The organism is Paractinoplanes aksuensis (genome assembly GCF_024137025.1).
Classification (GTDB): domain Bacteria; phylum Actinomycetota; class Actinomycetes; order Mycobacteriales; family Micromonosporaceae; genus Actinoplanes; species Actinoplanes aksuensis.
The window spans coordinates 75,433-91,850 of sequence record NZ_JAMYJR010000003.1; the positions used below are offsets into that span (position 1 = coordinate 75,433).

At 73.6% G+C, this 16,418-nt stretch carries 9 protein-coding genes; 7 read left to right on the forward strand and 2 right to left on the reverse strand.

Translation table 11 applies throughout. From position 1 onward, the window contains the following. Positions 1 to 47 precede the first annotated feature (47 nt). Positions 48 to 1,415 (reverse strand): acyltransferase family protein, encoded by a 1,368-nt coding sequence (locus M1L60_RS04710; RefSeq protein ID WP_253236033.1) that lies wholly within the window; start codon positions 1,413 to 1,415, stop codon positions 48 to 50. Positions 1,416 to 1,689: 274 nt separating this feature from the next. Between M1L60_RS04710 and M1L60_RS04715 the strand changes: the two genes are divergently transcribed. From M1L60_RS04715 to M1L60_RS04745, 7 genes are all read left to right on the forward strand, one after another. Then, positions 1,690 to 2,742, forward strand: a complete 1,053-nt coding sequence (locus tag M1L60_RS04715; protein WP_253236034.1) for a CAP domain-containing protein — start codon at positions 1,690 to 1,692, stop codon at positions 2,740 to 2,742. Positions 2,743 to 2,874: 132 nt separating this feature from the next. Continuing rightward, the gene (locus tag M1L60_RS04720) at positions 2,875 to 3,606 is read left to right on the forward strand and encodes a L,D-transpeptidase (RefSeq protein ID WP_253236035.1); all 732 of its coding nucleotides are present in this window, start codon (positions 2,875 to 2,877) and stop codon (positions 3,604 to 3,606) included. A 294-nt stretch (positions 3,607 to 3,900) separates the two neighbouring features. Beyond that, the gene (locus tag M1L60_RS04725) at positions 3,901 to 5,223 is read left to right on the forward strand and encodes an efflux RND transporter periplasmic adaptor subunit (RefSeq protein WP_253236036.1); all 1,323 of its coding nucleotides are present in this window, start codon (positions 3,901 to 3,903) and stop codon (positions 5,221 to 5,223) included. Further along, on the forward strand, positions 5,220 to 5,918 hold the full coding sequence (locus M1L60_RS04730; protein ID WP_253236037.1) for an ABC transporter ATP-binding protein: 699 nt from the start codon (positions 5,220 to 5,222) through the stop codon (positions 5,916 to 5,918). Before M1L60_RS04725 ends, M1L60_RS04730 begins: the two co-directional genes overlap by 4 nt. Positions 5,919 to 5,979: 61 nt before the next feature. Then, on the forward strand, positions 5,980 to 7,164 hold the full coding sequence (locus M1L60_RS04735) for an ABC transporter permease (RefSeq protein WP_253236038.1): 1,185 nt from the start codon (positions 5,980 to 5,982) through the stop codon (positions 7,162 to 7,164). Positions 7,165 to 7,190: 26 nt separating this feature from the next. Further along, a complete protein-coding gene (locus M1L60_RS04740) occupies positions 7,191 to 8,012 on the forward strand; it encodes an EamA family transporter (RefSeq protein ID WP_253236486.1) in 822 nt (273 codons plus the stop codon). Positions 8,013 to 8,173: 161 nt separating this feature from the next. Then, positions 8,174 to 9,223: a GGDEF domain-containing protein gene (locus M1L60_RS04745; protein WP_253236039.1), complete on the forward strand. Its 1,050-nt coding sequence runs from the start codon at positions 8,174 to 8,176 to the stop codon at positions 9,221 to 9,223. On the opposite strand, the gene M1L60_RS04750 is transcribed toward M1L60_RS04745, so the two are convergent. Further along, positions 9,207 to 15,749 (reverse strand): hypothetical protein, encoded by a 6,543-nt coding sequence (locus M1L60_RS04750; protein WP_253236040.1) that lies wholly within the window; start codon positions 15,747 to 15,749, stop codon positions 9,207 to 9,209. The genes M1L60_RS04745 and M1L60_RS04750 overlap by 17 nt on opposite strands. Between the last annotated feature and the right edge of the window lie 669 nt (positions 15,750 to 16,418).

Below are 16,418 nucleotides of genomic sequence, written 5' to 3' on the forward strand. Positions count from 1 at the left end.
AGATTAGCGAGACTTCATCCCCCTTTTCCGAGATTCCTTCACACGGCTCATCTCGCTTCGTCGCCGTGCTCCGGCGGCGACCGGAACCAGTCGACGGGCCCAGCCGCGTCCAGCGGCTCGGTACGGCGATCGGGCGCCTCGCCGACCGGGCCGGGACGGCGGCCGGCCACCGGGAAGCCGGGACCGGGCGCGGCCGCTTCCTCCTCACCGCCGCGGGGGATCGGTGGCCAGTTGGCGGGGGCCCGGGTCATCGCGGCCGCGGCCGAGAAGCGGGCCATCGCGGCGCCGGTCGGCTGGTCCGGGGCCGTCGTCGCCGGCACCGGCTCGGGCTCGGGTGGCGCCGGAGCGGCGGACGGCTTCGTCTCGGGCCACAGGCGCGGGCGGCGGCCGGCGGCCACGTCCTCGGCCCAGCCGAAGGCGACCATCGCGCCCAGCGTGAGCGCGAACGCCACCACCAGATCGGTGGCCGCCCCGGCCCGGTCGCCCAGGTCGTCCAGCGCCACGAAGGCCAGCACCGGCCACACGGCGGCGATCGCAGTGTTGTGCCACAGGTACACGGTCACAGCCCGCGCGTTGAGCACCGAGACGGCGTGGTCGAGCGGCCGGATCCGGGCCAGCCAGCCCATCGGCGGCTGCCAGCGCAGCACGACCAGCACGAACGCCAGCGACCAGAGCGCCTGCGACTCGGGGACGTCGTTCAGGTCGTACGTGCCGTAGTCGTACGCGAAATAGGCCGCCCCCGCGGCCATGGCCAGCGCGACCGGGAACGACACCCACGGCCGGAGCGCGCGTAGCCGGCCGTCCTGGTGGGCGAAACCGGCGATCCAGCACGCGCCGTACGCGACGAAGTCCCACAGCGCGGCGTCGGCTGTCTCCGGCAGCTCGAAGCCGGTGACGTCGAGCCCGGCCATGACGACCAGGGGCAGGGCCACGGCGGCCCAGCCGATCCGCTTCCACAGGGCGAACAGCGCCGGCGAGAGCAGGACGAACCACAGGTACGCGCGGAGGTACCAGAGCGGTTCCCACACGTCCGCGGCCTGGTCGCTGCCCGGCGGATCACCCAGCGGCAGGATCCAGAAGGCCAGCCGGGCCACGCTGAACGGGTGCTCGCCGTCGCTCTCGGCCGTCCACCCGGCGACCAGCATGACCGGCACGGCGATCACGCCCAGCAGCCACAGCGGGGGCAGCAGGCGGCGCAGGCGGGAGCTGACCACCCGAGCCGCGTCGCGCTTGGTCAGGGAGGCCGCGGTCAGCGAGCCGGCCAGCGCGAACATGATCCCCATGGCGGGCAGCAGGACGGACAGCCAGGGCCAGCCGAACAAGTGGTAGACGATCACCCGGACGATCGCGGCGGCACGGAGAAGATCCAGGTAGCGATTGCGCACCGCGACGAGGTTGCCAGTCCGGGGCGACACGCTGCGACCTCCGGGCGGATCGGAACAATCGCCCCGCAGGCTTACCCCGTACGCATGAACTGTCCGGTTTGTCTGTGCGCTTGTGCGACGTCCGTGCATCGGACCGGAACGGCATAACGCCTGCTGGCAGTACCCGGAAGAGCGACTGCGGCCGGTGCGTCGCCGGTGACGGGCGGACAGATGCCAAGTGACCGGGCCCGGTCTGTGCCGTTGACCTCCGATGGAAGGCGACCCGGAGCGGCCGGGTGGCCGTGGAGGACGGGGATCACGGGGTATGCGGAAACCAGTCGTGGTGGTCAGTGCGGCGGCGGCGCTCCTGCTCGGGGGCGGCTTCGTGGCGACCTCGGCGGCCGCCGACGAGAGGCCCTCGTCGGGCTGGAGCAGCTTCTGGTGGCCGAGCCTGTTCGGCGAGGACGACGACTTCGCCGACTCCTCGGACGGGGACTTCGCGGACGGATCGGATTCCTGGGACGACTCCGACTCCTCGGACGGCTCGGACTCCTCCGACTCTCCGGACGGCTCGGACGGCTCGGACGGGCCGGGCGGCTCGGACTCCTCGGACGACGAGGGGCCGGCTGAGGGGCCGGGGCTCGACGACCCCGGGGCGGACGGGGACTCGCCGGACAACGATTCGGCGAACGGCGGCACGACGAACAGCGACTCGGCGGACGGCAACTCGCCGGACGGTTACGAGGTGGACGGCGACTCGGCGCAGGGAGAGGACCAGGTGCAGCAGCCCCAGGACCGGGCCGCTCTGCCTCCGGCTCAGCCCCAGAATTCCGTACAAAAGCCTGCGCAAGCCCCCACTCAGCCGAAACATCAGGCGCAGCCGAAGCAGGTTCGTGAGCAGCCGCGGCGGGCGCAGCAGCCCGCGATGGACGTGATGGCCGGCGCCCGCCGGGCCGTGACCGCCCGCGACGTCTCGGCCAGCCCGGCCGCGCCCGTGCAGCAGCGTGTCCTGCGGCTGATCAACCAGAAGCGGCGGCACGGTGGTTGCCGTCCGTTCATTCTGGACCGCCGGCTGATCGAGGCGGCCAACGACCACGCGGCCGACATGGCCCGCCGCGACTACTTCGCGCACAGGTCGCCCCGGGGTGACAACGCGGGGGACCGGGTCAGCGACGCCGGCTACCGGTGGAAGCGCTACGGCGAGAACATCGCGCGCGGCGCCGACAGCGCGTACGAGGTGGTCAACGGCTGGATGAACAGCCCGAGCCACCGCGAGAACATCATGGACTGCCGGCTGCACGAGATGGGCGTCGGCCTGGCCATCGGGCGCGGCCGGACCCCGTACTGGGTGCAGGACTTCGCCACCCCACGATCCTGACCAATTTCTCTCAACCGGCGTGCGCACGGACCGAAATGACCTACCGGTTCCGTGCCACGCTCCTTCCCGTGGAGTCGTGAGCGGCACTGCTGTGCTTCTATGTGCGCACACGTTTCCTGGGGAGGAACCACAGTGGGATCCAGACGGGTTGCGGCCGGGGTCGCGTTGGCGGCCATGGTCGGCGGCGGTCTCGGCGCGGTGGCGCTGTCACCGGGCGGGGCAAGTGCTGCCGTGCCCACGACGACAGTGGTCACCAAGGCCGCCGCGGCGGGCTGTTCGACCGGCAAGTACCAGAAGCAGGTCGAGGGCTACATCAACAAGCTCGGCATGTTCGGCAAGACCAAGGTCGACGGCAAGCAGTCGGCCGCCGATTGCAAGATCATTATCAAGTTCCAGAAGCGGTACGGCATTCTGCCCGCCGCCGGTCTGGCCGGGCCCACGACGCACGACGTGGCCAAGCGGCTCGCCTCGACCAAGGTGGCGGCGTGCAAGCCCAAGAAGTCGGGTTACACGTTCTGCGTGAACCTGACTCAGCAGACGTCGTGGATCATGAAGAACGGCAAGCAGTTCGCCGCTCCGACCGTGGTCCGCACGGGCATGAAGAACTACCGCACGCCGTCCGGCACATACAAGATCAATAAGCGGACGAAGAAGGAATGGTCCGACCCGTACGAGGTGTGGCTGCCCTACTGGCAGCGCTTCCAGGGCGGCAAGGGCTTCCACCAGACGACGACCTACATCCACGACAAGTGGCGCGGGTCGCACGGCTGCGTGAATCTGCTCCAGAGCGACGCTCGCACCTACTGGAACGTCGGCAAGATCGGCATGACGGTCAAGCTGATCGGGCGTCGTCCCGGCACCTGATCTGCAGCTTGAGCGCAACGACGAAGGCGGGCCTCCACGGGGGCCCGCCTTCTTGGTTTCCCGCCCACTCCCCGCCTCTCTGCCTCCCGCTCTCCCACCTCGCTCCTGCCGCCTGCCTGCCTGTCGACCTGACTGCTCTTCCCTTCTTTCTCCTTTCTTCCTTTCTCCCTCCCGCCGCGTCCCTCCCTCGTAAGGGCCGTCTTCTGCCTTCGATCGTGCCCTCTTCACTGGGGCTGGGTCCTGTGGCGTCGGCATCGCCGGTTCTTGTCGGTGGGTCGACATAGAGTGGCGTGCGTGTCCGAACACCGCCGCCGCCCTTTTGTCCTTGCTGTTGCTGGGACGCTGCTGGTCTCGTCGACCGCTGCGTCCTGCGGTGACGAGCCGAGTGACGTGCGCCTGGGTGCGGCCGCGCGCGGCACGGTGGCCGAGATCGTCGAGGCGCCGGGCTCGGTGACGGCCCGGGCCGCCGCCACGGTGAGCGCCCCAGCGGCCGGCACCCTCGATGACCTGCGCGTCGAGCCGGGCCGACGGGTCAGCAAGGGCCAGGTTCTGGCGGTCATCGACGCGCCTGAAGTCGAGGCTCGGCGTTTGTCGGCCGAGCGGGCGCTCGACCAGGCGTCCCGCGGTGGTGGCTCGGTCGGCGGCACTTCGGGCTTTTCTTCCGTGCGGCGAAAAACCGACAAGCAGGCGGCCGAGGCGTTCAAGCAGGCCCGTGACGCCGCCGCCAAGATCACCGACCCCGCGCTGCGCGAGGTGCTGCTCAAGCAGGTCGACGCGGCCAACGAGCAGTACGCGGCCGCTTCGTCCGCGGCCGCCGCCGCCCTGCGCTCGGTCGAGCGGGGCGTGGCGTCGCTGGGCGAGGCGGTCAGCTCGCTGTCGGCGGCCCAGCGGTTGCAGGCCCAGCAGGCCTACGAGCTGGCCGATGCCGCGGTCGAGGCGCTGACGCTGCGGGCGCCGGTGGCCGGTGTCGTGCAGTTCGGTGGCACGGCCGGGGCGAGTCCCTCGTCGCTGGGCGATCTGCTGTCGGGCGGGGGCGCTGCTCCGCCCGCGGCCGGCGGGGGCAGCGGCCTGCCCGGGGTCGACACCGCGGTGCCCCGGGGCGCCTTCGTGGCGGCCGGCACGCCGCTGTTCACCGTGGTCGACGTGTCGCGGCTGGGGCTGCTGGCCGAGGTCGACGAGACGGATGTGCTGCTGGTCAAGCCCGGGGTCAAGGCCACCGTCGAGCTCGACGCGGCCACGGGTTCGACCTATGCGGCCAGTGTGCGCTCGATCGACCTGCTCCCGACGACGTCGGCCCGCGGCGGGGTGTCGTACAAGGTACGTCTGGATCTGACCCCGGGCCCGGACGCGCCGACGCCCCGGCCCGGCATGAGCGCCGTGATCCGGTTGCAGGTGCGCGAGGCCGACGACGCCGTCACCGTGCCCGCCTCGGCCATCATCAACGTCGACGGCCGCGACACCGTGTGGGCGGTCCGGGGCGACAGCTACGAGCGTGTGCCGGTGACGCTCGGCGTCCAGGGTGAGGACGTCGTGCAGGTCACCGACGGTCTCGACGCCGGCCAGCGGATCGCCGTGGCCGGCGCCGACGAGATCCAGCCGGGCGACCGAGCCTCATGACGGCGGCCATCGTCGCGACCGGCATCAGCCGCACGTACGACCTCGACGGCGTCTCCGTGCCCGCGCTGCGCGGGGTGTCGCTGACCATCGAACCCGGCGACTACCTGGCCATCGTCGGCACCTCGGGCTCGGGCAAGTCGACGCTGATGCACCTGCTGGGCGGGCTCGACCGGCCCACCGGTGGCACGCTGCTGATCGGCGGGCGGGACGTCGCCGGGCTCACCCCCGGCGAGATGGCCAAGCTGCGCAACGAGACCATCGGCTTCGTCTTCCAGTCGTTCCACCTGCTCGCCCGCACCACGGCCCGCGACAACGTGGCCCTGCCCCTGGTCTACCGCGGCATCGGCCGGCGCGAGCGGCGGGCCCGGGCCACCGAGATGCTCGACCGGGTCGGGCTGTCGCACCGGGTCGACCACCGGCCCAACCAGATGTCCGGTGGCGAGCAGCAGCGCGTGGCGATCGCCCGGGCCCTGGTCACCGACCCGTCGGTGCTGCTGGCCGACGAGCCCACCGGCAACCTCGACTCGGCCACCGGCCAGTCCGTGCTGGCCCTGCTCGAATCGCTCAACGCCGAGGGCGTCGCCGTCGTCCTGGTCACCCACGACCGCGAGGTGGCCGCCCGCGCCCACCGCCAGATCGTCATGAAAGACGGCGTGATCGTCCCCGACCCTTCGTCCGCGGCGGTCGCGCAGTGATCCCCACCCTCGTCCGCGGCGGTCGCGCAGTGATTCCCGCCTTCGTCGCCGGGGTGACGTCGTGAGGGTCGCCGAGGCGTGGCGGGTCGCCCTGGACGCGTTGCGGGCCAACCGGCTGCGCAGCGTCCTGACCATGCTCGGCGTCGTCATCGGCGTGGCCGCGGTGGTGGCCCTGGTCGGCATCGGCACCGGCACCAAGGGGCAGATCGAGCAGCAGGTCGAGGGGCTCGGCTCCAACCTGCTGCTGGTCGTTCCGGGCCGCCTCGAGGCCGGTTCGGCCCCGGCCGCCTCGACCATGACCATCGACGACGTCGAGGCCGTGGCCCGCGTGGTCGGCGACCGCGACCGGGTGGCGGCCACGATCGCCTCGGGCGAGACCCTGCGCGCCGGCTCCCGGTCGGCCTTCGCCAGCATGCAGGGCGTCCTCGAGAACACGCCGACGGTCTTCGTGCGCAAACTCGACCGCGGTTCTTACCTCACCCGTACGGATGTGACGACCGGCCGCCGCGTGGCCGTGCTGGGCGCGGGCACGGCGACCGCCCTGTTCGGCGACCGCGACCCGATCGGCCGCCAGATCACCATCGGCGGCGTCCGGTTCCGGGTGATCGGCACGTTCGAGCGGCTCGGCCAGAGCCTCGGCGTCGACCGCGACAGCGAGGTCCACGTACCGGTGACCGCGGCCCAGCGCCTGCTCGGCACCGACCGCATCGACGGCCTGGCCATCCGCGCTCCCGACCGCGAACGCATCAACCAGCTCAGCACGGCCGTCGTCGACACCCTGACCGAACGCCACCCCGACTCCGACTTCAGCGCCGTCACCCAGGAACAGATCCTGGGCGTGCTCGGCGACATCCTCGGCGTGCTCACCGGCGTGCTGGCCGCGATCGCCGGCATCAGCCTGCTCGTCGGTGGCGTCGGCGTCTCCAACATCATGCTGGTCTCGGTGCGCGAACGGACGAAAGAGATCGGACTGCGCAAGGCCGTCGGCGCCCGCCCCCGCGACATCGGCGTGCAGTTCCTGCTCGAGGCGGTGCTGCTCACCACCATCGGCGGCGTCCTGGGCATGGCCCTCGGCGTCACCGCCGCCCTGCTGGTCGACGCGCTCTCCCCGGTGCCGGCCGCGATCACCTGGTGGTCGCTGGCGCTCGCGTTCGGCGTCTCCGCGATCGTCGGCATCATCTTCGGCGTCGTCCCCGCTCAACGGGCGGGCCGGCTCGACCCCGTCGTAGCCCTGCGCACCGAGTGAAGTCCTCGGCCCCGGTCTCGGGCTTGATGGTCCTCACCGCCATCATCTCGGTGCAGGTGGGCAGCGCGATCGCCACCGGTCTGTTCGACGAGCTGGGCGCGTCCGGCGTGACCCTGCTGCGCCTGACCTTCGCCGCGCTGATCCTGGCCGCCGTGACCCGCCCCAGGATCCGTACGTGGACACCGGCCGCCTGGCGGGCCGCCACCCTGCTCGGCGTGGCCATGGCCGGCATGAACCTGATCTTCTACCTGTCCCTCTCCATGGTCCCCCTGGGCATCGCCGTCACCGTGGAGTTCCTCGGCCCGCTCCTGCTGGCCGTGGTCCAGACCCGCCGCGCCCTCGACCTGCTGTGGGCCGCCCTGGCCGCGGCCGGCGTACTGCTGCTCGGCGTCGACAGCGGCGACTCGGCCCCCGCACTCGGCCTGCTGCTCGCGTTCGTGGCCGGCCTGTTCTGGGCCTCGTACATCGTGCTCAGCGCCCGCCTGGGCGGCCTGGTCCCCGGCACCGGTGGCTTGGCCGTCTCGCTGGCCGTGGCCGCCGCCCTCGTGCTGCCGTTCGGAGCGCCCGGCGCAACCGCAGTCGCCGACCACCCGTCCCTGCTGCTCAGCGTGGCCGCCGTGGCCCTGCTGTCGTCCGTACTCTCGTACGGCCTGGAACTGAACGCCCTACGCCGAATCCCGACCCGAGTCTTCGGCATCCTGATGAGCCTCGAACCAGCCGCCGCCGCCGTAGCCGGCCTGATCCTGCTCGCCCAACGCCTGGGCCCCACCGAGATCGTCGCCCTGCTCCTGGTCACCCTGGCCAGCGCCGGTGTAACCCTGGCCCACCGCGACCGCACCCCCACCTGACCCGCGCAGGCCCACGGTTCGAGCCCTGGGGCGTCGCTCCGCACTCGCGCCGACCCTGTGCGGCAGGTCGTTACGCTGGCGCGCTGCGCCGTTGCGTGTGCGGGGCGGCTCATGATTTGGCCGGGGCGGCCGAACGGTGGGGTGACGAGGGAGGGCGGACGGTGCGTTACCAGCTCCGCGACGAGCAGGGGGCAACCCACAGCGTCGCGTACCTGATGCTGGCCGCGGCCCCCGTCGTCTTCCTCACCGGCATCGTGCTGCCCGACACCCACCCGACCGGCTGGGTCGTCGCCATCCTGGCGACCTGCGTGTTCATGGCAGGCGCGGGGTCGGCGGCGCGGTGGCGGCCGGGCTGGATCCCGCGCGTCTGGTGGCTGATCGCGCCGTTCGCGGCCATCGCGATCATCGCCGGGATGAACTTCGCCTCGCATGACGCCAGCGCCGGGGCGCAGCTCTTCTATCTGTGGCCGGTGCTGTACGCGGCCAACTTTCTCAGCAACCGCATCGTGGCCGTCGTGCTCGTGCTGATCTCGGCCGGGCACGCGGCGGTGGCGTTCTCGACGCTGACCCCGACCAAGGCGCTCTCGGACTGGGTGTCGGTGACGGTCGCGCTCAGCCTGACCGCGTTCGTCGTGGGTTCCCTGCGCAACCGCCACGACCGGCTGCGCCTGGTGCTGGAGTCGCAGGCGCTGGCCGACCCGCTGACCGGGGTGGCCAACCGGCGGTCCTTCGACGGCGAACTGGCCCGGGCGGTGACGTGGGCGCGGCGCAGCGGCGAATCGCTGGCCCTGATCACGGTCGACATCGACTACTTCAAGAAGATCAACGACACGTACGGGCACGGCGTCGGCGACCAGGCCATCCAGGTCGTCGCGAACGCGCTGCGGGTGGTCGCGCGCCGCGAGGACGACCTGGTGGCCCGCATCGGCGGCGACGAGTTCGTGGTGCTTCTGCGGACCGACCGGGTCAGCGCGGCGAAGGCATCAGAAGAGGTGCGTACGGTGTTGGCCGCAGTTGAGGGTCTGCCGTGCGGCCCACCCGGCTTGAGCATCGGCGTCGCCATGCTGCCCGACCACGCGACCACGGCCGACGAGCTGCGGGCGGCCTCCGACGCCGCTCTCTACGAGGCCAAACAGGGCGGCCGCGGACGCACGGCGATGGCCCGCCCACCGAGGCCGGCCCGGACCGACGAGATCAGCGCGGCGGGATGATCGGCTGCTCGGCCGTCGACTCCTCGAGCGCGGCCTGGAGCCCCAGGATGTCCTCGCGGGTGCGCGGGTAGGGGCCCCAGCCGTCCCGCAGCACGTGGATGTAGACCGCCTCCAGGCAGACCCCGACCCGCGCCGCCAGCTCGGCGTCCTCGGCCCGCCCGAGCCGTACGGCCCGCGCGAAGTGATCGAGGGCCTCCATGTGCCGCCCCTGATCGAAGCAGGACCGCCCGGCGTTCTCGTGCACCACGCTGCGCAGCGCCTCCGGCACCTCGGACCCGGTGGCCTTGGCGAACAGCCGGTCGGCCTCCTTGAAGTCCCCGCGCAGCCGCAGGATGTGGGCCAGCTCGGCCTGCGCGATCACCTCGGACTGCAGGTCGCGGGCCGACTCGGCGTGGGCCAGAGCGAGCCGGCTCGCGGCGGCGGCCATGCCGAGCTCGCCGAGCAGCCGGTAGACCTCGGCCCGCACGCTGAGCAGCCCCGCCTTGGCCACGTTGTCGACCTCGTCGGCCAGCGGCCCGTCGAGCCGTTCACCCAGCTCACGCAGCGCCTCGCGGTCGTCGACGACCTCGCGCAGGGTGCCGCCGTCGAGCCGCCACCGGATCGCCTCGAGGTCCGCGGCCGACAGCGCCGGACGTTCCTTGACGGGCTCGGGTTCCCGCTCCCGGGGCATCCGCGGCGCGGCCATCCGCTCGTCGATCCGGGCCCGCACCGACGCCGGATCCACCGGCTCGTCCTGGACGGCCGGCTGCTCCCCGGTGATCGTCACACCCTTGAACAGCTCGGACACATCGAGGTCGATGACCCGCCCGTCCTGAGCCCCGGCCTCATCCGGCTCGCGCTGCGCAGCCACGGGTTCGGACGGCGCCTCCGCCTGCTTGGCCTGCTGTCCAGGTGCTGCCTGCTGTTCTGCGGCCGCCTTCCCGGGCGGAGTGGGCTGCCGGCTCGGCTCCTCGGCCTGAACCGGGTCGTTCGCGTCCGGCTGAACGGCCGTGGCGACCTCGGTCGGCGGGTCCGGGGTGTCCGGCGCGGCTGTTGCGGGCTCGTCCTCCGCCGGCCGGGTGAACCACATGCCGCCGAACGCGGTGTCGGCGATCCGCTGCGGTTCGTCCGCCCCCGACACGGCCAGCCGCCCGATCGGCCGCAGGTTGTGCAGCGTGCCGTCCGGATCCATGTACGGCGCCGCGTGCGCACCCAGCCGTGTGGCGTCCGGCGGCGGGGTGTCAGCACTGTGCGGCTCGTCGTCCGGGCCCCCGTGCCGGGAGACCCGCTCCGACTCGGGAGCCGGGGCCGAAGCATCAGCCTCCGGGACGGCGAGCGGACCCTCGGACGGAGGCCGCTGGGCGGGCACTTCCACCCCACGCTGCTCGGTGTCGGTACCAGCCACGCGCAGATCCGGGTCGACGGCCGGCCGCGGACGAAGCGGAAAGCCGATCTGCGACGACGTACCCGGCGCACCATTCTCGCCGTCGGCCGTCTGGCTGCCACCGGGAGCGCCCAGCGACTGAGTCGGAACATCGCCCTGCGGCTGACCATCCGCCGCCGGGCTGCGCGGCGCCACCACGGGCGCCGGACCACGAGGTGCACTGACCGGCGCTGTGGCCAGCGACGTAGGCCGCTCAGCAACCCGCGCCCACGGAGACTCGGCCTCGGGACCACCGACCCGCTCGACGGCCGGATCGGACGCGGCCGCGGCAACCTGCTCACCGGCCGCGCGCTGGCCGTCCCTGTGCTGTTCCGGCGCCGGCGGCCGACCCGGCCCGTGCTGCCCCGGCCCGTGCTGCCCCGGCCCGTGCTGCCCCGGCCCGTGCTGCCCCGGCCCGTGCTGCCCCGGCCCGTGGGGACCGGAAGCCTGCGCCGCCGGCCCGTGCTGCTCGGGCGCGGGCCACTCGCCGGCGGCTTGACCGGGAACCTGCTGCTGCGGCGCTTGCGGCCCAGGCCCGTGAAGATCCGACCCGGGCGCCGGGCGCTGACCGGACACGGCCGGTTCGGCCGCGTCCTGGCCCGTTACGTGCTGACCGTGCGTCGCCTGGTCGGACGCATGCTGACCGGCCACGTCCAGGCCCGTTGCGTGCTGACCGCGCATTGCCGGGTCGGTCGCGTCCTGACCGGGCGTGTGCTGACCCGTCAAGTTCTGACCGTGCTTCGCCGGGTCGGTCGTCTGTTGACCCGGCGCGTGCTGGTTCGCCGCGGACTGAACCGACTCGCGGTGACCGGGAACCTGCTGGTCCGGCGCGTGCTGTTCAGAAATGCGCTGACCAGGTGCGTGCTGACCAGGTCCGTGGCCGGCCACGTGCTGGCCAGGTGCGTGCTGGCCAGGTGCGTGTTGACCCGGTCCGTGTTGGGCAGGCACATGCTGACCCGGCACATGCTGACCAGGTGCCTGCTGTGCGGGTGCGTGCGGCGCGTGCTGGCCGGGAGTGGCCTGGGGGTAGCCGAACTCCTGCTGGCCGGGCGTGGCCTGGCGGTAGTCGGGCCCGTGCTGGCCGGGGATCGACTGGTCCGACGCGTGCCGGTTCGGGGCGGCCTGACCGGGAGCGGGCGCGGCCGGCGCGGGTGTGTGCTGACCCGGGCCACGCCGGTCGGCGGCGGGCTGCTGGGGTGCCGGCTGGGCCGGGCTCCGCTGGCCGGGCACCGGTCGATCGACGACGGGGTGGCCCGCGGTCGGCCAGCCCCGGTCCGGCGGCGCGGCGGGGGAGGGCTGACCCTGCGGGTGCTTGTCGGTGTCGTGGGAGCCGCCGAAGAGCTTGTCCACGGCCCGCCGGAAGAAGTCACCGGTCTTGTGGTGCCCGGAGGCATGCTCCTCAGCCGGCTGCGCGACGTTCTGCTCGTCGTTCCGCGGCGCCCACTCGGAAGCCGGCTGCCCCGGAGCAAACCCGTTGTCGCGCCCCGGCTGGAGCCGGGCCCGCGGATCAGTCGTCGCCGGATCGCCGTGGGCCGCCGCCGGGAACGCGGACTCCTGAGGAGAGTCCGGCCCGACCCCCGCCGGACCGTACTGCTTGATCGGCAGCCCATCCATCGCGGGTGCATCGCTGCGGGCAGCCTGAGCCTCCGGCGCGCCGTGCCGACCAGCGCCCGGCGTCTCGCCGAACGGCCGCTGACTCTGCGAGTCGCCAGGCACAGCCGGAGCGTCCCCACGCGTCCCCTGTCCCGGCCCGGCCGAGACGTCGTGACGCGGGTCCTGACCCTGAGACGCGCTGGGCGTGCGCGGGTCCTGACCCTGCTGCGCGCCAAGCGCAGCGGGGTCGCTGCTGCGCGGTTCTTGCCCGCGTGGCGTGCCCGGCGTGGTCGGGACGTAGCTGCGTGGGTCCGGCGTGCCCGGCATAGCCGGAGCACTGCCGCGCTGGTCGGGTCCATGCGGCGTGTCAGGCGCGTTGCCGCGCGGGTCGTGACCCTGCGGCGGGCCGGGCACGGCCGAGGCGCCACCACGTGCGTCCTGGGCCCACGGCGCGCCGGGGCCGTTGCCGCGCGGGTCCTGGGGCGTGCCGGGCGTGTTCCCGCGTGAGTCCTGTCCGTGGGATGGGCCAGGCATGGCCGGGGCGCCGCCTTGGCCCGGCTGGGCGCCGCGCGCAGCGGGAGCGTTGACGCGCGGATCCTGGCCGGCCGGAATACCACTGCGCGGCGACGGACCCTGTGGGCCACCGTCCGCAGCGACCGAGCCGGCGCCATGCGGAACCGGACCCTGCGGCGCCGCCGGACGATAGGACTCGGGTGCCGGGCCGTGGACTGCCGGCGGCATCGCGCCCGGAGGCGTCCCACCTTGCGGCTGCGGCTGGCCCCCATGACCGGGAGCACCCGGCGACACCGGGCGACCGAGCCCACCGCTCGGCAACGCGGCCGGCGGAGCCTCGTCGGCCACCATCGACCACGGATCGTCGCCCTCGGCCAGGAAGAGGTGAGCCGTACGCGGGCTCCGCCGCGACCGCGGCATCTGCAGCCGCGGGTCGGTCGCCATGAGCGACGGGTCGACAGGCCCGCGCGCCGCCGGCCCGGAGCCCTGCGCCGAGGCGGCCTGATCAGGAGCCTGCCTCGGACGCGACTCGGGTCCCGGAGCGTCGGGGGCCCGGTCAGCCCGCCCACCAGCCGGGTAAGGCACCGGCCCACGCGCGGCAGGCTGATGCCCCTGACCACCTGAAGTCGACCCGCGCTGCCCAGCCCCGAACTCCGGCCCGTACTGCTCTGGCGCGACATCCGGCGCTTGCCCGCGCTGGTGCGGCCCGCCGTCCGAAGCCGGCCCGCGCTGGCCCGGCGCAACGTCCGGCCCGTGCCCACGCCGCCCCGGCGCATGTCCGCGCTGCTCGGGCCCGCGCTGACCTGAAGCGACATCCGGTCGATGTCCGCGCTGGTCCGGCCCGCCGTCCGGGACCGGCCCACGCTGGCCCGGTGCAACGTCCGGCAGCGGCCCGCGTTGCTCAGGCCCGAAGTCGTGGCCGCGCTGGCCGGGCGCGACGTCTGGCAGTTGCCCGCGCTGCTCAGGCCCGAAGTCGTGACCGCGCTGACCCGGCGCGACGTCCGGCCCTCGCCCGCGCTGGCCGGGGACGCCGTCCGGGAGCGGGCCGCGTGCTGCGGGCTGCTGCGCGGGCGACACAGAACCATGCCGGCCCTCGTCGCCGGTCGGCACCGAGCCATGAGTGCCGGGCAGGTCGAGCGTCGTCGAGCCGGGCTCGGGCCGGGCCGGCTGCTCCGGGCCGGCCGGAGTGCGGCCGTCGGCCGGGATCAGGCCCGGCGGCTGCGGCGGCACGGACGGCCGCGCCGGAGCCGGGCGCGGCACGCTGGGAGCCGGCGTCGGGACCGCGCCCCGGGTCGGCGGCGCGACCGGTCGAGCAGAAGCAGCCGGAGTGGGCGGCACCGGCGGCGGGCTGACCACCCGCGCGGCCGGGGTCGGCGCATGCGTCCCGACCACCCGCGGAGCGGTCGGCGGGTCGGCCTTGACCACGCGTGGCGCCGGCGGCGGCTCCTCCTTGCCGACCACCCGCGGCGGGGCGGGCGGCTCGGCCTTGCTGATCACCCGAGGCGCGTCGTCCTGCTCCGGCTCGAGAACCGGTGCCGAGGCCGCAACCGGGGGCACCGGCGCCGAGGCCGCAACCGGCGGCACCGGGGCGGAGGCTGCAGCGACAGTGTCGTGTTCGGCCGTGCCCTCGCCGACCCAGGCCGGCGACACCCGCGCGCGGCCGCTGGTGCGGGGCGTCTCCTCGACCCAGCCCTGGCCGCCGACGGGACGGCCGTCGTCCCAGCGCTCGTCGGAGACCCAGCCCTGCTGGTCGTCCCACGTCTGGCGGGCCGCCGGGGCGCGGCGGTCGTCGCGGTCCGGGCGGCGGCGTTCCTCGACGATCTCGCCCTCGATGGTGCGCGGGGCCCGCTCGTCGAGGATCTCGCCGTCGATGGTGCGGCGGTCGTCGCGCGGGGGACGGCGGCGCTCGTCGAACTCGTACGCGTCGGGACGGCGGCGCTCGCCGCGCCCCCGGCCCCGTACGTCGGAATTGTCGTCTTGACCGGGCGGCGTGACCGCAGGCTCGTCCCAAAGCATCTCGGCCCGGCCGCCGGAGCGCACACCCTCGTCGTTGCGGGAACGGCGGGGCCGGTCGTCGTAGTCGTAGGCGTCGTCGCGCCGCGAGGCGGGTCGCCGATAGATGTTGTGCGATTCTTCCGGTACGCGGGCCCGGCCGCTCGCCGCGGGGGCGGCGGGCCCGGGACGCTCCTCGGGCCGGCGCGGGCGGCGTCCGTCACCCGAACGGCGCGGGTCGTGATCGTCGGCGAACCGGCGTGGGTCCTGCTCGAACCGGCGGGCGTCACGCTCGTCACCGAAGCGCCGCGAGTCGAACTCGTCGGCCGAGCCACGCGAGTCAACGGATCCACGCGAGTCAGCCAAGTCGCGCGAGCCACGCAAGTCGTCCGAGCGGCGCGAGTCGTCCGAGCGGCGCGAGCGGCGGGTGTCGGCCGGGCGACCGGAATCGGCCGGGCGACGCGAATCGGAGGTGCGTCGCGGCTCGGGGGAGCGCCGCTGCTGACGCCGCCGACCGGCCGCTTCGTCCTCGTCGCTGCGGCTGACCGTCCGGGCCCCCGGATTGGGCCCGTGGCCGTACGCGACCAGGTCGCGGTGGTCGTACGGCTCGTCGATGTCGTCGTGCAGGTCGTAGCGCTCGTTGTGGCGGCGCTGGACCGCGTCGGCGAACGTGTCCGGCGCGTCGAAGTCGGCGCCCAGCTCGGGCCGGTTGAAGTCGACGTCGCTGAAGTCGTCGCCGGCCAGGTTGGGCTGGGACGTGTCGACCGGCGCGAAGTCGGGGTCGTCGAGCCAGCTCGGGCGCTGCGTGTCGAACGCCGCGCGCGGCTCGCCACCCGCGTTGCCGTGGGCCCGGCGCTGACGGCGGGCGGCCAGCTCGTCGACCTGACCGTCGCCGCGGCGGGTCGGGATGATCGGGTCGGGAGTGTCGCGCCGCTGGAACTGGCGTTCCTGGACGACCGCCGACTGCGGCATGATCGAGTACTCGGAGTACTCGTCCTCCCAGTATTCGTCGTCCTCGAAGCTCATGCCGCGGCCCCCGGGCGGTGCCGACGAACGTGCGAACGGCACCAGCGGGAGTGCACCCCACCCCATCGCCGCATGCCTCGCCCCCCGTTCGTCGCGCGTGCCCGGATCGTCCCCTCCCACGCGGTGGATGTGGAAGGTTAACCACGGATTTGCGGGCCGCGCCAGCACCCGGCCGAGCGCTTCCCGCGGCGTCGCCCGGTGACCGGGGGCGCGCTGGACCCCCGGCTCGTGGCCAAGCCGTGTTGATTCGTCGGCGGAGAGTACGCGGACCAGCGGCGAACAGTTCAAATGCTGTCAGCGGGCCGACAGATCAGTAGGCGGAGCGACCGCGCTGTCACCAAGCGTCGTGCGCCGAACTTAAGCAACACTTAAACCCGTTCCGGCGATACGGACGAGTAACCTCCCGCTCCAGCAGTGGCGCAACACACGCTCCCCAGAAACGGATCAAGGTGCTAAGGGATGTCACGGTGGAGGAGCGCCCGGGACGACGGTGTCCCGGGTGGAGCCACGACACCGATAGAAAGGAGCGGTACATGCCGCGCCTCGACCTCGGCGCCGTACGCGCCACCTGGCGGGCGGCCTTGCGCCGCCTCGACGTCTGGACGCTCGAGACCCTCAACTCCCCGGCCGGCGGCCGTCGCCCCCGTCTCTGAAGGCCGCCGCCGCGCA